Source organism: Cellulomonas sp. zg-ZUI22 (assembly GCF_017353535.1).
GTDB lineage: Bacteria > Actinomycetota > Actinomycetes > Actinomycetales > Cellulomonadaceae > Cellulomonas > Cellulomonas wangleii.
Window position 1 is genome coordinate 1,249,235 of record NZ_JAFMUZ010000001.1, and the last position, 19,816, is coordinate 1,269,050.

The window sequence follows — 19,816 nt, forward strand, 5'->3', positions numbered from 1 at the left end:
GCGACCCGTTCGTGCACCGCAGGTGCGGGGCCGCGCGTCCCGGCCGACGTCACCAGGCCATCGGAGAGGAGCACCCGTGCTCACCCTGACCGAGAACGCCCGCACCGCCGTCGAGACCCTCACCAGCCGCGCCGGCCTGCCCGACGAGGGCGGCCTGCGCATCGCCGAGCAGGAGTCGGGAGGCTTCGAGCTCGCGCTCGTGGCCGGCCCGGACCCCGGTGACGACGTCGTGGCGCAGGGGGACGCCCGCGTCTACGTGGACCCCCGCGCGTCACGGACGCTCGCCGCCCAGCAGCTGGACGTCGAGGCGTCGGGCACCGGGACGTCGTTCACGTTGACGCCGCAGTGACCCGGTCGGCACCCGCCGCGGCCTGACGCGGCCCGGCGGGTGCACGAGGGGCCGGCCACCACCCGGTGGTCGGCCCCTCGTCGTCCGGGTCCGGCGGCGCTCAGGCGCCGCCGAGCATCTCCTCGAACGACGGCACGGCGTCGTAGATCCCGCCGCGGGCGACCGGCTCGCGGGCCGCGACGCGCGCCGCGAGCTCGCCCGCCGCCCGCCGGATGCGTGCCGGCAGCGGTGAGACCTGCTCGGTGCCGGCGTCGGCCCAGTCGTCGGTGGCCGCGAACACGGTGGTCGGGACCACGTCCGCCTGGAGGTACGCGAAGAGCGGGCGCAGCGCGTGCTCGAGCGCCAGCGAGTGGCGCACGGTGCCGCCGGTGGCGCCCAGCAGCACGGGCGTGGCGCGCAGCGCCTGCGGGTCCAGCACGTCGACGAACGACTTGAAGAGCCCCGCGTAGGACGCGGCGTACACGGGGGAGACGGCGACGACCCCGTCGGCACCCGCGAGCGCGCTCTGGGCGGCGGCGAGCTCGGGGCGGGCGTAGCCCGTCAGGGTCATGTCGACGACGTCGTGGGCGAGCGGGCGCAGCTCGACGACCTCGACGACGGTGTCGATGCCCCGGGCGGCGAGGTCGGCGACGGCGGCCTCGGTGAGCCGGTCGGCGAGCAGGCGCGTCGACGACGGCTGCGACAGGCCGCCGGAGACGACGACGAGGGAACGGGACGGCATGGGGTCCTCCTGGGTGGGGCCGGTGCGCCCGGGCGCGGGCGGGGTGGGACGCCGGTCGCCCTGCGCGGAGGGCGACCGGGTCCGTCAGCGGGTGGCGGCGTCCGCCGCGGCGAGGTCGTCCTCGGCGGTGCGGCCGGTCCAGTGGTCGGCGGCCGCGACGGGCTGTGCGGCCTGCTGCCCCGCGGCGCGGGCGGCGGCCACGCGCTCGGCGTGCGTCGGGGGGTTCGCCGGCACGTCCGCGGGGCGGCGCGACTCGGCCTCGCGGCGCAGCACGGGCACGACGTCCTCGGCGAGGATGTCGATCTGCTCCAGCACGGTCTTGAGCGGCAGGCCGGCGTGGTCCATGAGGAACAGCTGGCGCTGGTAGTGACCGACCTGCTCCCAGAAGGCGCCGTACCGGTCGATGACCTGCTGCGGGCTGCCGACGGTCAGCGGCGTCTCGCGCGTGAAGTCCTCCATCGACGGCCCGTGCCCGTAGACGGGCGCGTTGTCGAAGTAGGGGCGGAACTCGTCCCAGGCGTCCTGGCTGTTCTTCCGCATGAACACCTGGCCGCCGAGCCCGACGATCGCCTGGTCGGCACGGCCGTGCCCGTGGTGCTCGTACCGCTGCCGGTAGAAGCTCACCATCTGCGCGGTGTGCTCCATGGGCCAGAAGATCGCGTTGTGCAGGAACCCGTCGCCGTAGTACGCGGCCTGCTCGGCGATCTCGGGGGAGCGGATCGACCCGTGCCAGACGAACGGCGCGACGCCGTCGAGCGGGCGCGGCGTGGACGTGAATCCCTGCAGGGGTGTGCGGAACTTCCCGCTCCAGTCGACGACGTCCTCCTCCCAGAGGCGCCGCAGCAGGGCGTAGTTCTCGATCGCGAGCGGGATGCCCTGGCGGATGTCCTTGCCGAACCACGGGTAGACCGGGCCGGTGTTGCCGCGGCCCATCATGAGGTCCATGCGCCCGTCGGCGATGACCTGGAGCATCGCGTACTCCTCGGCCAGGCGGACGGGGTCGTTGGTGGTGATGAGGGTGGTCGCGGTCGACAGCACGATGTTCTTGGTGCGGCCGGCGAGGTAGCCGAGCATGGTCGTGGGGGACGACGGCACGAACGGCGGGTTGTGGTGCTCACCGGTGGCGAAGACGTCGAGCCCGGCGGCGTCCGCGTGCTCGGCGATCGTCAGCATGGCGCGCACGCGCTCGGTGTCGTCGGGGGTCCGGCCGGTCGTGGGGTCCGTCGTGACGTCTCCGACGGAGAAGATCCCGAACTGCATGGTGCACCTCGCTGGTCCAGGTCGATGCGTTTGCATCGATCAGGCACCTCAACCGCGCGGGCTGCCCGACTATTCCGCCGGCGTGGGCGTCGGCGACGGGAAGTCCGGTCGCGTGGACACGACCGTCGTCAGCCGGTCCGTGTCCGTCATCAGGGCCCGGGTCATCCCGGGTTCCTGCGCCACCAGCCCGGCGGCCACCAGCAGCAGCAGCAGGCCGAGCCGCACGCGCGTACCGCGCCGCAGGCCCCCGCCGCGGGCGCCGTCACTCGCCGACGAACGCATCGACCCTCCGGTCCTCGTGGTGGGCACGCACCGGCCGTGCCCGGCGTGTCTCGACGACCGAGATCACCTCGAGCGTCGCCAGTGCCAGCAGCGGCGGCACCAGCATCACGGCACGGCCCTGGGCCGACGTCGCCCACGTGAGCAGCGAGCCCCAGCCGCGGTGCACGTCCAGCACCACCCCCCGCACCCGCTCGACCGGCGTCGCGTTGGCGTCGGGCGCGGGGTTGGCGTCGCCCTGCGTGCGGATGTACGCCTGCAGCACCGGCGAGCCGTCGGGCTCGAGCAGGGGCTCCATCCGCCCCGAGCCGTCGTCGACCTCCTGCATCGCCGGCAGGTTGTGCAACGACACGATGCGGTGCGTGACGAGGCCGGCGGATCCCACCGGCTGGAACGTCACGATGAGGCCCGGCTTGAGCTCCGACGGCTCCGTCACCGCGTGCAGCACCACCACGTCGCCCGCCAGGAACTGCGGGGCCATCGACCCCGAGGTGACGATGAGCAGCCGCTCGCCCTGCGCCTGGAACCACAGCGGCACGGCCAGCGAGACGAGGTACGCCACGACGCCCACGGCGACCACCGCCCACAGCGCCACGCCCGTCGCCCGGCGCCACCACGGCACGCGCGGGCGCACCGTCGCCCGGGGGGCGCGGCGCTCGACGAGAGGCCGGGTGGTCGTCGTGGCGTTCACGGTCGGATCAGTTGTTGACCGTCTGCTCGGAGTCGACCTGGAACGTCAGCGCGGCGGTCGTGCTCTGGTACTCGTTGCCCGCGTCGCGCGACATGTCGACGCGGACGCACAGCGTCTCCGCGCCCGTGACCGCGGCCAGGACGCGGTCACCCGTCTGTGCGCCGGGCGTCGGGCTGCCCACGATCGGCGTCACCGCCCCCGGAAGGCCGAACTCCCGCTCCACCAGCTCGAGGGAGTCCCCGAGCACGAGGGCGTCCTCGACGCTCGTGAGCGTGCACGTGGCGTCCTGGAGGATGCGCGTGCGCAGCTGGGTGGTGAGGTCCGCGGCGTCGTCCGCGCCCTGCGCCGCCGACAGGCTCACGGCGTACCGCAGCTCCAGCGACCCGGTGTTGCGCACGGTCACGGGCGCGACCACGGTGCCGCCCGGCGCCAGCCCGCCCATGGGCATCTCGAACGACGCGCCCTCGGCGGCGAGCACCAGGGTGCCCGTCCGTAGCGCACCGGGCAGCGTGTCCTGGTCGGTGAACAGCGCCGACGTGGTCAGCGACGTCACGCCCACGGCGGCGAGCACGAGGATCGAGCCGGTGGCCCACGCGCGCCGGTGCCGTGCGACGTCCTGCCGCGACGGCGCGGGGTCGATCATCTCCTCGAGCAGCTCGTCCATCATGGGGCGGTCCCTCCTGCGTGCCCGGGGCGGTCGGCGCGTCCCGCGGCCCGCGGACGCACCCCACCCTCTTCGGCAGGAGTCGGCTTCCCGGTCACGAACCTTGAGCGGACCGCCCGCGCTTCACCCGATGGGGTGAAGCGCGGGGGTGCCGGGCGGGTGCACGTCGCCGGCCGGGGCCGGCCGGGCCCACAGGTAGCCCTGCGCACGGTCGACCTCGAGGCGGGCCAGGGTGCGGGCCGTCGCCTCGTCCTCGACGCCCTCGGCGACCACGCGCAGCCCGAACGAGTGCGCGAGGTCCACCATGGCCTGCACCACGACCTCCGACCCCGCCCGGCCGCCCTCGCCCAGGTCGGCGACGAAGAGGCGGTCGATCTTCAGCTCGGCCACCGGCAGGTCGCGCAGCTGGGAGATCGAGGTCGTCCCTGTGCCGAAGTCGTCGATCGCGACGGCCACGCCCAGCGCCTGCAGGCGCTCCAGCACGGGGACCACGCGCGAGGGGTCCGCGACGAGCGCCGTCTCCGTGATCTCGACCTCGAGCAGCGAGGGCGCCACGCCGTGCTCCGCGAGGAGCCGCTCGATCGTGTCGACCACGGCAGGGCTCACGACGTCGTGCGCGGACAGGTTGACCGCCACCGGGACCTGGTGCCCCTGCTCCTGCCAGCGCGCGAGCTGGCGCACCGACTCCTCGAGCGCGAACGTCGTGACACGGTGGATGAGGCCGGACTGCTCGGCCAGCGGCACGAAGACGCCCGGCGGCAGCAGGCCGCGGGTCGGGTGGCGCCAGCGGATCAGCGCCTCCAGGCCGACGGTGCGCTGCGAGGCCAGCTCGATCTTGGGCTGGTAGTGCATCTCGAGCTGCGCCGGCCGGTCGTCGGGACGCTCCCCGAGCGCCCGGTGCAGCTCACCGAGGAGCACCAGGCGGGCCGGGGACGAGTCGTCCGCGTCGGGCGAGTACACGCTGACGCCGGCGCGGTGGTGCTTGGCCGCGTACATCGCGATGTCCGCGGTGCGCATGAGCGAGGAGGCGTCGGCCGCGTGGTCCGGCAGGCACGCCACCCCCACGGACGTCTCGACGTGCAGGGCGATGTCGGTGAGCTCGAACGGCTGGGCGAACAGGCCCCGCACGCGCCGCGCCAGGCGCTCGGCGTTGGCGACCGTCCGCACGTCGGGCAGCAGGATCGCGAACTCGTCGCCGCCGAGGCGCGCCACCACGTCGTCGTCCCGCAGCGCGTGGCGCAGCCGCTCGGCCACCTGCTGCAGCAGCTCGTCGCCGTGGTCGTGCCCCAGGGTGTCGTTGATGTCCTTGAACCGGTCGATGTCGAGCAGGATCAGCCCGACGCGGGCCCCCTCGTCGGCGACGCGGTCGATCGCGCGCTGCATCTGGTCGGACAGCAGCCGGCGGTTGGGCAGCCCTGTCAGGGAGTCGAGCAGGGCGAGGCGCGCGTTCTCCAGCGCGGTCGTGCGCAGCCGGCGTGACGTCGCGTGCACGATGCGGAACAGCAGCAGCCACAGCAGCGCCAGGCTGCCGACGACGACGAGGCCGACGGTGCGCGTCGTCGAGCGCAGCGTCTCCTGGGTGGCCGTGCGGTCGAGCATGACCTCCGCCGCGCCCACCCGGTCGTCGGGGCTGACGCCGGACCGGGCGTCGGGTGTCGCCGTGTCGGCCAGCGTCACCGGCACGTAGACGTCGAGGACGGTGCGCTGGTCGTTGGACGCGCGCCCGGCGCGCACGTCGGGCTGGACCAGGGCGTCCGGCGTGCCGGACTGCATGACACGGGCCAGGCGTTCCGCGTGCGGCAGGCCGGTGGTCGCCGCGTCCGACGAGTACATGAGCCGCCCGTCGGCGCTCCACAGCCGCAGCTCGACGAGCTCGTCGTCGAACCCGCGGGTGGCCGTCGCCACGGCCGCCTGCTCGGCGGTGGACAGCACGCCGGTGGCGAACGCCGAGGAGGGCACCACACCCGCGGCGTACACCGCGACGCGCGTGGCCGAGCCGGTGCCGTCGCGCAGCGCCTGCCCCCGCAGCTGCGTGGACGTCACCAGCACCAGCGCCACGCCCACCAGCACCATCCCGACGAGGCTCACGACGGCGAACCGGCGCGTGGGACTCGGACGTCGGCGACCAGCTGGCACGTGCACCTCGCGGCTCGGGGCCCCGGTGGACGGGGGGCTCGCCCGCCAGGGTATGCCGTGGGGCCTCCGGGGTGCGGCTGCCCCCGCAGGCCGCGCGTGTCCAGTGGTGCGGGAACGCGCCGGCGACCCGGCGTGTTGTCACCGTCGGTGCCGCCGCGCGGGCGGGACCGGAAGGAGCGCGGCCGTGACCGACCCCCGCACGTACCCCGTCACCAAGTCCGACGAGCAGTGGGCGCTCGAGCTCGAGCCCCAGGAGTTCGCGGTGCTGCGCCGCGCCGGCACGGAGCGGGCGTGGACCGGTGAGCTGCTCGACGAGCACCGCGCGGGCGTGTACCGGTGCCGCGCGTGCGGCAACGAGCTGTTCCGCTCCGACACCAAGTTCGACTCGCACTGCGGGTGGCCCAGCTTCTTCTCCCCGCTGGCCGGCGACAGGGTGGAGCTGCTGACCGACCGCAGCCACGGCATGGTGCGCACCGAGGTCCGCTGCGCGCGCTGCGGGTCGCACCTGGGGCACGTGTTCGACGACGCCCCGCAGACCCCCACGGGCGACCGGTTCTGCATGAACTCCGTCAGCCTGACGTTCGAGCCGGCGGGCGCGTCCCCCGGTGACGCGGGGCCGACCGCCGGCTGAGGGCCGAGCGGGTGACGACACGCCGCGACACGCCGCCGTCGAGGAAGTCCGTCCTGGACACGACTGAAGTGCACGGCACGCCATGCCGATAATGCGGACGTGGACGAGGTCCTGACTGTTCGGCGATGGCGGCGATACGGTGCCGACCGCCTCTACGTGACGCACGAGACGGGTGCGCGCGTGGGTTCCGTCGACCTCCAGTCCGGCGAGGTCGTCGCGGACGACCCCGTCCTGGAGGCCAGGGTGCGACGCGCGGCGCAGGCGTACCTGCGCTCGGACGTCCCCGAGCTCGTGCTGCCCGTCACCTCCGCGCTCGCCTCGATCGACGCCCTCGAGGGCGTCGGCCCGGGGGCGTGGCCGGGCGAGGACGAGGACCATCCCCGCGGCGAGCGCGGCAGCCCGGTGGGCTCGCGGCTGGAGCGGCTCGCCGAGGAGGGCTGGCAGGTCCTGCACGACGTGCCGCTGGGGCGCCAGGGCACGGTCGTCGAGCACCTGCTGCTGGGGCCGGGCGGCATCTGGACCGTGACCGAGCGGCGCCACCCGGGCAGTCACGTGCGGGTCGCGGGGCGGACCCTGCAGGTGGACGGCCGTGCGCTGCCGTACCTGCGCGACGCGCGGCTCGAGGCGGGCCGGGTGCAGGGTCTGCTGCAGTCCGCCGGGTGCGCGGGGGTGAGCGTGCGTGCGGTGCTCGTGGTCACCGGTGACCTCGACCGCGACGTGCAGGACCCGCCGCAGGACGCGCTCGTGGTGGCGCGGCACGAGGTGCCGAACGTCTTCCGCCGGCTGCCCGAGCGGCTCGACCCGGCACGGGTCCCGGCCATCGCGCAGGTGGCCCGCCGCCGCACCACCTGGGCGCGCTGACCGCGCGGCGACCGCTGCGGGAGGATGGGCGCATGAGCGACGAGCCCGTGCTGCGTGTCGAGCGGGAGCTGGGGCTGTTCCTGCGCCGCGCGCGGGCGGCCTCCGCCGGTGTGGCGCGGTCCGTGCACCCCGACCTCGACGGCTCCGCGTACCTGCTGCTGTCGGCCGTCGCCCGGACGCCGGGGACCCGGACCAGCGACCTCGCGGAGCTGCTGGGGGTGGGGCGCGGCACGATGTCGCGCCAGGTGACCCGGCTGGAGCGGCTGGGCCTGCTGGTGCGGCGCCCGGACCCGCACGACTCGCGCAGCCAGCCCCTCGAGCTCACGGCCGAGGGGGAGCGGCGGATGGCCCACGCGCGTGCCGCGCGCCAGGAGTACCTGCACCGCTCGCTCGAGGGGTGGCAGGACGACGAGCTGCTGCGGCTCGCCGACCTGCTGGGGCGCCTCAACGACGACCTGGTCCGGGGCGCGGGGCGGCCCGCCGACCCGCACTGAGGCGGGCGGGCCGGGCCGTGCGCGCCGGCCCCGGAGGGGCGGGCTGCTCGTCAGCGAGCCGCGGCGGGCTGCCCCTGGTCGGCCTGCGCGGCGAGCCGCTGCTCCAGGCCCGACGCCCGACCCAGCGGGACCTCCCGCAGCGCCAGCACGGCGACCAGCGCCAGCAGCGCGACGGGCGCCCCGATGAGGAAGAGCTCGGCCACGCCGGTCCCGAACGCGTGCTCGACCACCTGGCGGACCGGACCGGGCAGCGTCGCGAGGTCCGGCAGGGACGCCGCACCGCCGGACCCCAGGGCGGCGGGGTCGGCGCCGAGGTCCGTCAGCCCGTCGGCGATCCGGTGCGACACGCGCGTGGACAGCACGGCACCCAGCGCTGACACGCCGATCGCCCCGCCGAGGGTGCGGAAGAACGCGACCGTCGCGGTGCCGGCGCCCATGTCGGTGATCGGCAGCGTGTTCTGCGTCGCGAGCACGAGGTTCTGCATGAGCATGCCGACGCCGGAGCCGATGACCAGCATGGACAGCCCGACGAACGTGAAGCTCGTGCGCTCGTCGATGGTGCCCATGAGCGTCAGGCCCGCGGTCAGCAGGACCGCACCGGCGACCATGATCTTCTTGTAGTGCCCGCTGCGGGAGATCGCCCGCCCCGAGAGCGTCGAGGCGACGAACGTGCCCAGGACCATGGGGATGGTGAGCAGGCCCGACTCGGTCGGGGTCTTGCCGCGGGCCAGCTGCATGTACTGGCTGAGGAAGACCTGGGTGCCGAACAGTGCGATCCCGACCGCGACCGACGCGAGGACCGTGAGCACCACGGTGCGGTTGCGGAACAGGTGCAGCGGGATCATCGGCTCGGCCGCGCGCGACTCGACCGCGACCACGGCCACGATGCCGAGGGCGGAGCCGCCGACCATGACCGCGGTCTGCCACGACAGCCAGTCGAACGAGGACCCGGCGAACGTCACCCACAGCAGGAGCGTGGCGATGGATGCCGAGAGCAGGACCGCGCCCGCCCAGTCGATCTGCACGCGCCGTCGGGCCAGGGCGGGCAGGTGCAGCGTGCGCTGCAGCACGACGATCGCCGCGACGGCGAACGGCAGGCCGACGAAGAAGTTCCAGCGCCAGCCGGCCGCGTCGGTGATGACGCCGCCGAGCAGCGGGCCGCCGACCATGCCGACGGCCATGACGGCACCCATGAGTCCCATGTACCGCCCGCGCTCGCGAGGGCTGATGATGTCGGCGATGAGCACGGTGCCCAGCGCGGTCAGGCCGCCGGCGCCGATGCCCTGCAGGGCGCGCATCCCGATGAGCATCTCCGTGGTGTGGGCGAGCCCGGCCAGCGCCGAGGAGATGACGGAGACTGCCAGCGCCAGCTGGATGAGCAGCTTGCGGTCCACGAGGTCGGCCAGCTTGCCCCAGATCGGCGTCGAGACGGTGGTGGTCAGGAGCGTCGCGGTGACGACCCACGTGAACGCGGACTGGCTGCCGCCGAGGTCCGTGATGATGCGGGGCAGGGACGTCGACACCACGCTCGTCGCGAGGATCGAGACGAACATCCCCAGCAGGATCCCGGACAGGGCCTCGAGGACCTCGCGGTGCGTCATCGGTGCGGGGGAGGCCCCGGCGGGGGTGGGGCTGTCGAAGGTGGTGCCGTCGACGGGGGGAGTGCTGCTCACAGACGGTGCTCGCTTCCGGGCGCGGGGACGGGTCGACCGGGCGTCGTCGGCGGTCGGGCTGGGGGTCGGACGGGCTGAGGGCGGCCGCGGCCGGCCGGGCGGACCGGGCGGGTGAGCGGTCGAGAGGGCGCGGTCGGGTGCAGGTGCCGACAGTTGCTCCAGGCAACTCTACGTCCGATCGTTACCCCGGGCAACATCTTTGGGGTGGTCCGTCACGGTGCGCCGCCGCGGCCCCGCGGGTGCGGGCCGGGCGGCGCACCGCTCCCGCAGGTCAGGCGGACGCGGGCCGGCCGCGCCGCTGGACCTTCAGGCCCTCCATGTCCTCGAGCTGCACACCCTTGGTCTCGGGCACCTTGGTCAGCACGAAGAAGAACGAGATGAGCGCGAAGCTCGCGTACATCGCGTACGGGATGGACGCACCGAAGCGGTCGAGCATCTCGGGGAACGACAGCGTGATGAGGAAGTTGGCCACCCACTGCGCCGACGCGGCCACGCCGAGCGCCGCCGCACGGATGCGGTTGGGGAACATCTCGCCGAGCAGCACCCACACCAGCGGGCCCCACGTCGCACCGAAGAACACGACGAACGCGTTGGCCGCCACCAGGGCGATCACGCCCCACGAGCCCTCCAGGCTGATCGCGTCGCCCGTCCCCGTGGCCTTCGTGAACGCGAACGCCATCGTCCCCAGCGCCACGGTCATCCCCAGCGAGCCGATGAGCAGCAGCGGGCGCCGCCCGACCTTGTCGATGAGCCCGATGGCGATGAACGTCACCAGCACGTTGGTCACGGCGGTGAAGGTGGAGATGAGGAACGACTGGCTCTCCTCGAACCCGACGGCCTGCCACAGCGTGGTGGAGTAGTAGAAGATCACGTTGATGCCGACGAACTGCTGGAAGACCGACAGCAGGATGCCCACCCACACCACGGGCAGCAGCCCCAGCACCGGGCCGCGCAGGCTCGCCTGGTTCGCCAGCTCCTGGTCGGTGCGGATCGTGGTCTCGATCTGCGCGACGCGCTCCTCGGGGTCCTCGTCCGCACCGAGGACGTCCGCGAGGACCGCCTTGGCCTCCTCGCGGTGCCCCTGCGCCACGAGGTAGCGCGGCGACTCCGGGATCCGCAGCGCCAGGATCCCGTACACGGCAGCGGGGACGACGCACACCAGGAACATCCACCGCCACGCCGCGAGCCCGAACCACAGCTCCTGCGACGCGCCCCCGGCCGCCGTCGCGAGCAGCTGGTCCGACAGCAGGGCGGCGAAGATGCCCAGCGTGATGGCGAGCTGCTGCAGGGACCCGAGCCGGCCCCGCAGCGACGCCGGGGCGATCTCCGCGATGTACGCGGGGGCGATGACGGACGCGATGCCGATGCCGATGCCGGCCACGACGCGCCAGATCGCCAGGTCCCACGCGGAGAACGCGAACGCCGAGAGCACCGAGGAGACGAAGAAGAGGACGGCGCCCAGCACCATGACGCGCGTCCGGCCCCAGCGGTCGGACAGCCGGCCCCCGAGCCACGCGCCCAGGGCCGACCCGAGCAGCGCGACGGCCACCACGAACCCCGTGACGACGCCGGACAGCTCGAACGTGCCCTCGACCGCGTCCACGGCGCCGTTGATCACCGAGGAGTCGAACCCGAAGAGGAACCCGCCGACGGCGGCCGCGACCGCCAGGCCGATCGCCTTGCCCTTGTACTTCGTCGCGCCCGCAGGCGACCTCTGCCCCGATCCCGCGTCGCCCATGGTCAGCACACCCCCCGCCAAGTCCGGGCCCCTCCCGGTCAGACTTACTGTGGCCCTGCCCCGTGCGGTGCGCACGCGGGGCGGGGCGGCGGTACGGCGGGTGGCGACTGGTGCGTCGCCCGCCGCCGGGGGATCATGCCGCGATGAGCACGGACGGGAACGGGACGGGCGCGGCGGCGGGCGGCTCGGGGGGTGGGCGGCGGCACCACCGTCCCGTCGTCATGGACCCCGCCGCGGCCGACGAGCTGCCGGGCGACGTGGACCCGGCGCTGCGCGACGAGATCGCGCACACCACGGCGGGTGCGCTCGTGCGCCACGGCCGGGCCACGGAGGACCCGCAGGTGGTGGCGCGCCTGGTGGCGCTCGTCGAGACCGAGGGGCTCGACGAAGTGGCGGCGATGTGGGCGGACAGCCCGCCCGAGACGCTGCCGGGGGCGCTGTGGCGCCTGTACGTGCTGCGCGAGTGGGTACGGCGCGACCCGGCGACGGTCGCCGACCGGTACCGCCAGGGCGTGGCCGCCGCGCCGGTGCACGACGCGGTCGCCGGCGTGGTCGACGCGCCCGGACCGCAGGACGTGCGCGCGGTCGCGGACGCCGTGCTGTCCGGCGTGTACACCGGCGACCTCGCCGTCGCGCTGGAGCGCGCGGCGGCGTTCTGCCAGGTCCTGGCCACCGGTGCCGCCTTCGACGCGGACCACCTCGAGGAGCTGGACCCGCGGGCGGCCGTGCGCCAGACGCGCGGCGCCGCCTCCCTGGTCCGCACCGCCGAGGAGCTCGTGCGCGCGGCGCAGCTGTGGCGGCTCGACCGGCTCGAGTGACGCCCGCCGCGTACACTGGTCACGCGACGCCGGGTCGGTAGCCCCGGGCTCCATCATCAGCCGCTTCGAGCGGCCACGCGCCGAGAGGCGCTCCGGCCCGGCGTCGTCTCGCACGCGAGGGTGCACCACGGGGCGGCGTCCCGCATGAGACCTCGGTCCGTCACGAGCCCTGTTCTGCGCCCGTTACGCTGAGCAACGGCCCCATCCCCGGGGCTCATCACCAGTCGACGACCCGGAGCCTTCCGTGCGCCTGCGCCTGACACCGCGCGACACCTCGTACTTCGACCTCTTCGCCGCGTCCGCGACGCATCTCGTCACGGGTGCGAACCTGCTGGCGGAGATGCTCGGCGCCGACCGCGCCACCCGCAAGGAGATCAACAAGCGGATGGCGGAGGCCGAGCACGCCGCCGACGACGCGACGCACACGATCATGCGCCGCCTCAACCAGACGTTCGTCACCCCCTTCGACCGGGACGACATCTACGACCTGGCCTCGAGCCTCGACGACTGCATGGACTACATGGACGAGGCGTCCGACCTCATCGTCCTGTACAAGGTCGACGAGCTGCCCGCGCGGGTGTCCGACCAGGTGCAGGTCCTGCAGCGTGCCGCCGAGCTCACCGCCGAGGCGATGCCGCGGCTGCGGTCGATGGACTCGCTGCAGGAGTACTGGGTCGAGGTCAACCGCCTCGAGAACCAGGCGGACAAGTCGCACCGCAAGCTGCTCGCGCAGATGTTCGACGAGATCGCCGACCCGATCCTGCTCATGAAGCTCAAGGAGATCGTCGAGAAGCTCGAGGACGCGGCGGACGCCTTCGAGAAGGTGGCCAACACGGTCGAGACGATCGCGCTCAAGGAGTCCTGAGCACCCGTGGAACCTGTGCTCGTCGTCTTCGTCGTCGCGCTCGCTCTCGGGTTCGACTACACGAACGGCTTCCATGACGCCGCCAACGCCATCGCCACGTCGGTCTCGACGCGCGCGCTGACGCCGCGCGCGGCGCTGATCATGGCGGCCGTCATGAACTTCGCCGGCGCCCTGCTCGGCACCGAGGTGGCCGAGACCATCGCCACGTCGATCGTCGACCTGCAGGGCGAACCACCGCACTCAGCGCTCGTGGTCGTGCTCTGCGCACTCGTGGGCGCGATCACGTGGAACCTGGTCACGTGGTGGTTCGGCCTGCCCTCGTCGTCCACGCACGCCCTCATCGGCGGGCTGGTCGGGGCGGGGCTCGCCGCCGGCTTCGGCATCTACGGCTCGGCGATCGTCGACAAGGTCGTCCTGCCGATGATCTTCTCGCCGCTCATCGGCTTCGGCCTGGCGTTCGCCGTGATGGTCGGGCTCCTGTGGCTCATCCGCAACCGCCCCCCGACGCGCGTGAACCGCCGGTTCCGCATCGCGCAGACCGTCTCGGCCGCCGCCATGGCGCTCGGGCACGGCCTGCAGGACGCGCAGAAGACGATGGGCGTCATCTACCTGGCGCTCCTCACCGCCGGGTGGGCCGACCCCGACGAGGGCATCCCGCTGTGGGTCAAGCTCGCCGCTGCCGCCGCGATCTCGGCCGGCACCTACGCCGGTGGCTGGCGCATCATGCGGACGCTCGGCCGCAAGATCATCGAGCTCGACCCGGCGCGCGGGTTCGTCGCCGAGTCGGTCTCCGCGGTCGTGCTCTACGTCAACGCCTTCGCGCTGCACGCGCCCGTCTCGACGACGCACACCATCACGTCCGCGATCATGGGCGTCGGCGCCACCAAGCGGCTGTCGGCCGTGCGCTGGGGCGTCGCCAAGAACATCGCGGGTGCCTGGATCCTCACGATCCCGGCTGCCGCGCTGGTGGCGGCCGTCGTCTTCTGGGTGCTGCACCCGATCCTGGGCTGAGCGGCGTCAGGCCGCCGGGACGGGCGACCGGTGGCGCTCGACGGCCAGCACCCGCACCCCGCGCGGTGTCAGGCCGGCGTGCGCCACCAGCAGCTCCGCCGGGGCCAGGAACGGGTTGCCGCGGGGCAGCGCGTCGGCCACGGGGCGGCGGCTGTGCTCGGCCAGCACGTCGAGCACGGTCGGCAGCACCGGGCGGTGGGTGCACAGCACCGTGTCCCGGCGGCCGTCCAGCAGCTCGCGGACCGTCCCGCCCACGCGGGCCGGTGAGGCGTCGTGCTCGGCCTCGGTGAGCACCTCCGCCACCTGCGGGTCCACCCCCGCGGCCGCGGCGTAGGGCGCCACCGTCGCCGCGCAGCGCTCCCACCGGCTCGTCACCACGTGCTCCACGCCGAACGCGGCCAGCGCCGGCGTCATCGTCGTCGCCTGGCGCAGCCCCAGGCCCGTCAGCGGACGGTCGTCCTCCGTGCCGTCCCAGAGGCTGCGCTTGCGTGCCTGCCCGTGGCGGGCGACCACCAGCGCGTGGGTGTCCAGCCGGCCCTTCTCGTGGGCCTCGACGAGTGCGTCCAGCGGGCGGCTGTCGGCGCCGCGGGTGAGCCGGTGGCCTGCCTGCGCCACGTCGAACCACTCCCAGAAGTCGATCTCGGACCGGTCGGCGTGCGGCACGGGCGGTCGCGCCCGCAGCGGCGCCTCGTCACCCCGTCCGGCCACGCGGGCGGCCCAGTAGTGCACGACCTTCTGCCGTCCGTCGGCCAGCCGGTACTCCAGGCCGGGCAGAGGCAGCCCCAGGACGACCGCCAGCCCGGTCTCCTCCTCGACCTCGCGCACCGCCGCGACCGGCGGCAGCTCGCCCGGGTCCAGCTTGCCCTTCGGCCAGGACCAGTCGTGGTAGCGCGGGCGGTGCACGAGCGCGACCTGCAGCCGCCCGGCCCGCTCCCGCCACACGAGCGCGCCGGCCGCCTCGACCGGACCCGCGGCGACGGCCTTCACCGTGCGGCGCCCGGCCGCCGCCTCTGCCGGTGGATGAGGACCTCCTGCAGGTCCGCCAGCGGCCCGTCCGCGCCCTGCGTGTGACGGACCCACTCGCCGTCGGTGCCCAGGTGCCAGGACGACGTGCCGTCGTCCATCGTCTCGTCCAGGTACTCGACGAGCTCGGTGATCTGGGCCGGGTCGGCCACCCGCACCAGCGCCTCCACCCGGCGGTCGAGGTTGCGGTGCATGAGGTCGGCCGACCCGATGAAGACCTCGGGGCCCTCGAAGCCGTCGCCGTCGTCGGGGGTGGCGTGGGCGAACGCGAAGACGCGGGAGTGCTCCAGGAACCGGCCCAGGATCGAGCGCACCCGGATGTTCTCCGACAGCCCCGGCACGCCGGGGCGCAGCGCGCAGATCCCGCGCACGTTGATGTCCACCGGGACGCCGGCCTGCGACGCGCGGTACAGGGCGTCGATCGTGGTCTCGTCGACCATCGAGTTGACCTTGATCTTGATCCAGGCGGGCTCCCCGCGGCGGGCCGCCGCGGCCTCCCGCTCGATGCGCTCGACCAGCCCGGTGCGCACCGAGCGCGGCGCCACCAGCAGGCGGTGGAACCGCGACTTCGGCGCGTAGCCGGACAGCTGGTTGAACAGGCGCGTGAGGTCCTGGCCGACGTCGGGGTCCGCGGTCAGCAGGCCCAGGTCGGTGTACAGCCGGGCGGTCCGCGGGTGGTAGTTGCCCGTACCCACGTGGCTGTAGCGCCGCAGGCCGTCGGCCTCCTGGCGCACCACCAGCGAGAGCTTGCAGTGCGTCTTCAGCCCGACGATGCCGTACACCACGTGCACGCCGGCCTGCTCGAGCTTGCGGGCCCACGAGATGTTGTTCTGCTCGTCGAACCGCGCCTTGATCTCCACGAGCGCCAGGACCTGCTTGCCGGCCTGCGCGGCGTCGATCAGGGCGTCGACGATCGGCGAGTCGCCCGACGTGCGGTACAGGGTCTGCTTGATCGCCAGCACGGCCGGGTCCGCGGCCGCCTGCTCGAGGAACGTCTGCACCGACGTCGAGAACGAGTCGTACGGGTGGTGCAGCAGGATGTCGCGGGTGCGGATGGCCGCGAAGACGTTCGTCGGGGTCGCGGACTCCACCTCCGCGAGCTGGCGGTGCGTCGCCGGCACGAACCGGGGGAACTGCAGCTCGGGACGGTCCAGGTCGGCGATGAGGTTCAGACCCGTGTGGTCGAGCGGGGCGGGCAGCTCGTAGACGTCGTCCTCGGACATGCCGAGCTCGCGCACCAGGAGCTTGCGGACGCGCGGGCTGATGCCCTCCGCGAGCTCCAGACGCACCGGAGGGCCGAAGCGGCGGCGCAGCAGCTCCTTCTCCATCGCCTTGAGCAGGTTCTCGGCGTCGTCCTCCTCGACCTCCACGTCCTCGTTGCGCGTGATGCGGAACGTGTGGAACTCGCGGACCTCCATGCCGGGGAAGAGCATGTCGAGGTGCTGGGCGATGACGTCCTCGACCGGCACGAACGACATCGGTCCGCGCTCGGGTGCCGCCGTCTGGGGGACCGGGGCCGAGGGCCGGCCGGCCGCGTCGACGGCGATGTACCGCGGCAGCAGCGGCGGCACCTTCACGCGCGCGAAGTGCTCCTTGCCGCTGGCGGGGTTCACCACGCTGACCGCCAGGTTGAGCGACAGCCCCGAGATGTACGGGAACGGGTGCGCCGGGTCCACCGCGAGGGGGGTGAGGACCGGGAAGATCTGGCGACGGAAGAACTTGTGCAGGCGGTCCTGCTCGGCGTCGCCCAGGTCGTCCCAGCGCACGATCGTGATGCCCTCGGCCGCCAGCGCGGGCTGCACGTCGGTCGACAGCACGCGCGCGTGACGCTCCATCAGGGCGTGCGCGCGCTCGCTGATCGCCTCGAGCACCTGGCGCGGCGACAGTCCGGACGCCGCCGTGACGGCGATGCCCGTCGCGATGCGGCGCTTGAGCCCCGCCACGCGGACCATGAAGAACTCGTCGAGGTTGGACGCGAAGATGGCGAGGAAGCGCACGCGCTCGAGCAGGGGCAGGCTCTCGTCCTCCGCCAGCTCCAGGACGCGCTGGTTGAAGGCGAGCCAGGACAGCTCGCGGTCGAGGAACCGGTCGTCGGGCAGGGCGCCGGTGCCCGTGGTCAGCGGCTCGGCAGCGGTCTCCACGTGCTCGGCGATCCGCTCGGCCAGGGCAGGATCGATCGCAGGGGCGTCGGTCATGAACCCATCGTGGCATCGCCGCGGGGCGTCGTCGTGTCGTCCGACGCGCGCACCGTGACGACGTCCCCCGACGGGGTACCAGTGGGCGGCGGCCCGTACATGACGTCCACGGCCGTGCGGGTGAACCCGGCCCGCTCGTACGTGTGCACCGCGACGGTGTTCTCCGCGCCCGTGTACAGGATGACGGTGCGCAGCCCGCGGTCGCGCAGGTGCGCCAGGCCGAGCGCCGTGAGCGCGCGTCCCATGCCCAGGCCCTGCGCGTCCGGGTCGACGCCGACCACGTAGATCTCGCCGACCTCCTCACCGGGCGCGCCGTCCGGGGCCTCGCCGGCCGGGTGCACCTTGGTCCACACGGACCCGAGCAGCTGCCCGTCACGCTCGGCCAGCAGGAACCCTGCCGGGTCGAACCAGGCCTCGCCCTCGCGGGCGCGCAGGTCGGCGGACGTCATGCGGCCCTGCTCGGGGTGGTGGGCGAACGCCCGGGCGTTGACCCGCCGCCACGCGTCCTCGTCCTGCCCGGGGACGAACGCGCGGACCTGCACGCCGGGCGGCAGCGCCGCGCCCGGTGGTGGGGTGCCCACGACGTCCGTCGCCATGCGCCACAGCTCCCGCACGACGACCATGCCCGCGCTGCGTGCCGTCGCACGCGCGGCCGGCAGGTCGCCGTGCGCCCACACGTGCAGCCGACGTCCGGGCACCGTCGCGGCCTCCTGGGCCGCGCGCGCCAGCAGTGCACGGGCGACGCCGCGGCGCCGGTGCGCGGGGGCGACGACCAGCTCGGCGCGCACCGTGCTGCTGCTGCCCACGTCGAGCTGGGCGTAGCCGGTGACGGGCCCGTCGGGGTCGGCGCCGTCGTCCGCCACGAGGAGGTGGACGACCGGGGCCTGCGGGTCGAGCAGCCACAGCAGCGGCTGCTCGGACAGGGGGGCCACGCCGTCGGCGCGGGCGGCGTCCTGGTGGAGCGTGCGTACCGCTGCCGCCCGAGCGGGCGGCAGCGCTCCGGTGACGGCGGTGATCGTCGGGACCTCGGTGCCGGGGGCCATGCGTCCATCCCACCACGTGCCGTGCGCCCCGTGGTGCCGGGCGCGCGACGGGCCCGGACGGGTATGGACCGACGTCCAGGATCTGCCGGTAGCGTGGTCGCGCCATGCCTCAGCCCCCCGTCGCCGCGCCCGCTGCCGGTGGCCGTCGTGCGCTCCGTGCGCCGCTGGCCCCGCGGGTGGTCGACGTCGACGTCGTCGTCGTGGGGGCGGGGCAGGCGGGGCTCTCCGCTGCGTACCACCTGGCCCGCACGGGGCTCGTCGCGGTCGGGTCGGGCGGCTGGGAGCGGGCGCGCGGCACGTTCGTGGTGCTGGACGCGAACCACCGCGCCGGGGGCGCCTGGCAGCACCGCTGGCGCTCGCTGACCATGGCGGACGCGCACCACGTGCACGACCTGCCGGGGATGCCGCTGGCGGTCGCCGACCCGGCCGAGGCGGCGGCCGACGCGGTGCCCTACTACTTCGCCCAGTACGAGGAGGCGTTCGGCCTCAACGTGCAGCGTCCCGTGCGGGTCGAGCGCGTCGACCGGGCACCGGACGGTGACGAGCCCCGGTTCCTCGTCACGACGCGGCACGTCGACCACCCCGACGCCGTCGTCGTGTGGTCGGCACGCGGGGTCGTCAACGCGTCCGGCACCTGGGGCAAGCCGTTCTGGCCGGCGTACCCCGGACGCGGTGCGTTCCGGGGTCGGCAGCTGCACGCCCGCGACTTCCGCAGCGCCGCCGACCTGGCGGACGGGCACGTGGTGGTGGTCGGCGGCGGCACCTCGGCCGTGCAGCTGCTGCTGCAGGTCGCGCAGGTCACCTCGACCACCTGGGTGACCCGCCGCCCGCCCGCGTGGGTCGACGAGGACTTCACACCGGAGCTGGGCCGCGACGCCGTGGCCCGGGTGGACGACCGCGTACGCGCCGGGCTGGTGCCCGAGTCGGTCGTCTCCGTCACCGGTCTGCCGCTGACCCCTGCGTACCGCGCGGGGATCGAGGCCGGTGTGCTGCGCGCGCGCCCGGTGTTCACGCGCCTCGTCGGCGACGGCGTGGTGTGGGAGACCGCGGGCGCGGCGGAGCCGACCCCCGCGGCGGACGGACGGTCGGGGACCGGCGGCTGGGTGCCGGGCCCGCCCTTCGTCGAGGCGCGCACGATCCTGTGGGCGACCGGGTTCCGGGCCTCGCTCGACCACCTGGCACCTCTGGGGCTGCGATCCCCGGGCGGCGGCATCGCGATGGACGGCACCCAGGTCGTGGCCGAGCCCCGCCTCCAGCTCGTCGGGTACGGGCCGAGCGCGTCGACCGTCGGTGCCAACCGTGCAGGCCGGGAGGCGGCGCGCCGGCTGCGGCGCGAGCTGCGCTGGTGAGCCGGACCCGCCCGG

General features: G+C 74.2%; 19 protein-coding genes. 8 read left to right on the forward strand and 11 right to left on the reverse strand.

Translation table 11 applies throughout. The annotated features are described in order from the left end of the window. The first annotated feature begins 76 nt into the window (after window positions 1-76). A complete protein-coding gene (locus J1G43_RS05685; protein WP_207339202.1) occupies window positions 77-349 on the forward strand; it encodes an adhesin in 273 nt (90 codons plus the stop codon). 100 nt (window positions 350-449) lie between these two features. Here the strand turns inward: J1G43_RS05685 and J1G43_RS05690 are convergent, their stop codons facing one another. From J1G43_RS05690 to J1G43_RS05715, 6 genes are all read right to left on the reverse strand, one after another. Continuing rightward, window positions 450-1,070 carry a CE1759 family FMN reductase gene (locus J1G43_RS05690; RefSeq protein WP_207378129.1) on the reverse strand — a complete coding sequence of 207 codons (621 nt, stop codon included), beginning with the start codon at window positions 1,068-1,070 and terminating at the stop codon, window positions 450-452. Window positions 1,071-1,154: 84 nt separating this feature from the next. Beyond that, window positions 1,155-2,330, reverse strand: a complete 1,176-nt coding sequence (locus J1G43_RS05695) for an LLM class flavin-dependent oxidoreductase (protein WP_207339200.1) — start codon at window positions 2,328-2,330, stop codon at window positions 1,155-1,157. A 69-nt stretch (window positions 2,331-2,399) separates the two neighbouring features. Beyond that, the gene (locus J1G43_RS05700; RefSeq protein ID WP_207339199.1) at window positions 2,400-2,612 is read right to left on the reverse strand and encodes a hypothetical protein; all 213 of its coding nucleotides are present in this window, start codon (window positions 2,610-2,612) and stop codon (window positions 2,400-2,402) included. Then, window positions 2,593-3,300 carry a signal peptidase I gene (locus tag J1G43_RS05705; RefSeq protein ID WP_249670608.1) on the reverse strand — a complete coding sequence of 236 codons (708 nt, stop codon included), beginning with the start codon at window positions 3,298-3,300 and terminating at the stop codon, window positions 2,593-2,595. The genes J1G43_RS05700 and J1G43_RS05705 overlap by 20 nt, the downstream gene beginning before the upstream one ends. Before the next feature lie 7 nt (window positions 3,301-3,307). Further along, window positions 3,308-3,967, reverse strand: a complete 660-nt coding sequence (locus tag J1G43_RS05710) for a TasA family protein (protein WP_207339198.1) — start codon at window positions 3,965-3,967, stop codon at window positions 3,308-3,310. Between the two features lie 120 nt (window positions 3,968-4,087). Then, entirely contained in the window at window positions 4,088-6,052 is a 1,965-nt protein-coding gene (locus J1G43_RS05715) for a bifunctional diguanylate cyclase/phosphodiesterase (RefSeq protein ID WP_249670607.1), read from the reverse strand. Window positions 6,053-6,284: 232 nt separating this feature from the next. Here J1G43_RS05715 and msrB point away from each other — a divergent pair, with 232 nt between their 5' ends. From msrB to J1G43_RS05730, 3 genes are all read left to right on the forward strand, one after another. Then, window positions 6,285-6,731, forward strand: a complete 447-nt coding sequence (gene msrB / locus J1G43_RS05720; RefSeq protein WP_207339197.1) for a peptide-methionine (R)-S-oxide reductase MsrB — start codon at window positions 6,285-6,287, stop codon at window positions 6,729-6,731. 180 nt (window positions 6,732-6,911) lie between these two features. Next, window positions 6,912-7,592 carry a nuclease-related domain-containing protein gene (locus J1G43_RS05725; RefSeq protein ID WP_249670606.1) on the forward strand — a complete coding sequence of 227 codons (681 nt, stop codon included), beginning with the start codon at window positions 6,912-6,914 and terminating at the stop codon, window positions 7,590-7,592. A 32-nt stretch (window positions 7,593-7,624) separates the two neighbouring features. Further along, window positions 7,625-8,086, forward strand: coding sequence for a MarR family winged helix-turn-helix transcriptional regulator (locus J1G43_RS05730; RefSeq protein WP_207339195.1), 462 nt, complete (start codon window positions 7,625-7,627; stop codon window positions 8,084-8,086). A gap of 50 nt (window positions 8,087-8,136) precedes the next feature. Here the strand turns inward: J1G43_RS05730 and J1G43_RS05735 are convergent, their stop codons facing one another. After that, window positions 8,137-9,759 (reverse strand): MFS transporter, encoded by a 1,623-nt coding sequence (locus J1G43_RS05735; protein ID WP_374191786.1) that lies wholly within the window; start codon window positions 9,757-9,759, stop codon window positions 8,137-8,139. A gap of 271 nt (window positions 9,760-10,030) precedes the next feature. Then, window positions 10,031-11,497, reverse strand: a complete 1,467-nt coding sequence (locus tag J1G43_RS05740) for a sugar porter family MFS transporter (protein WP_207339194.1) — start codon at window positions 11,495-11,497, stop codon at window positions 10,031-10,033. 221 nt (window positions 11,498-11,718) lie between these two features. Between J1G43_RS05740 and J1G43_RS05745 the strand changes: the two genes are divergently transcribed. The 3 genes from J1G43_RS05745 to J1G43_RS05755 all read left to right on the forward strand — a co-directional run bounded on the left by J1G43_RS05745 (window position 11,719) and on the right by J1G43_RS05755 (window position 14,191). Continuing rightward, entirely contained in the window at window positions 11,719-12,315 is a 597-nt protein-coding gene (locus tag J1G43_RS05745; protein ID WP_207339866.1) for a hypothetical protein, read from the forward strand. A 244-nt stretch (window positions 12,316-12,559) separates the two neighbouring features. Next, on the forward strand, window positions 12,560-13,180 hold the full coding sequence (locus J1G43_RS05750; protein WP_089798286.1) for a DUF47 domain-containing protein: 621 nt from the start codon (window positions 12,560-12,562) through the stop codon (window positions 13,178-13,180). Window positions 13,181-13,186: 6 nt separating this feature from the next. Continuing rightward, window positions 13,187-14,191 carry an inorganic phosphate transporter gene (locus J1G43_RS05755; protein WP_207339193.1) on the forward strand — a complete coding sequence of 335 codons (1,005 nt, stop codon included), beginning with the start codon at window positions 13,187-13,189 and terminating at the stop codon, window positions 14,189-14,191. 6 nt (window positions 14,192-14,197) lie between these two features. Here J1G43_RS05755 and J1G43_RS19355 read toward each other — a convergent pair whose 3' ends face one another. Genes J1G43_RS19355 through mshD form a run of 3 tightly spaced genes read right to left on the reverse strand, consistent with a single transcriptional unit; the run spans window position 14,198 to window position 18,452 of the window. Then, window positions 14,198-15,178 (reverse strand): NUDIX hydrolase, encoded by a 981-nt coding sequence (locus tag J1G43_RS19355; protein ID WP_207370195.1) that lies wholly within the window; start codon window positions 15,176-15,178, stop codon window positions 14,198-14,200. Then, entirely contained in the window at window positions 15,175-17,409 is a 2,235-nt protein-coding gene (locus J1G43_RS05765; protein ID WP_207378130.1) for an RNA degradosome polyphosphate kinase, read from the reverse strand. The genes J1G43_RS19355 and J1G43_RS05765 overlap by 4 nt, the downstream gene beginning before the upstream one ends. Then, on the reverse strand, window positions 17,406-18,452 hold the full coding sequence (gene mshD / locus J1G43_RS05770; protein WP_207378131.1) for a mycothiol synthase: 1,047 nt from the start codon (window positions 18,450-18,452) through the stop codon (window positions 17,406-17,408). The genes J1G43_RS05765 and mshD overlap by 4 nt, the downstream gene beginning before the upstream one ends. A 104-nt stretch (window positions 18,453-18,556) precedes the next feature. On the opposite strand from mshD, the gene J1G43_RS05775 reads away from it, so the two are divergent. After that, the gene (locus J1G43_RS05775) at window positions 18,557-19,801 is read left to right on the forward strand and encodes an NAD(P)-binding domain-containing protein (protein ID WP_207378132.1); all 1,245 of its coding nucleotides are present in this window, start codon (window positions 18,557-18,559) and stop codon (window positions 19,799-19,801) included. Window positions 19,802-19,816: the final 15 nt, after the last annotated feature.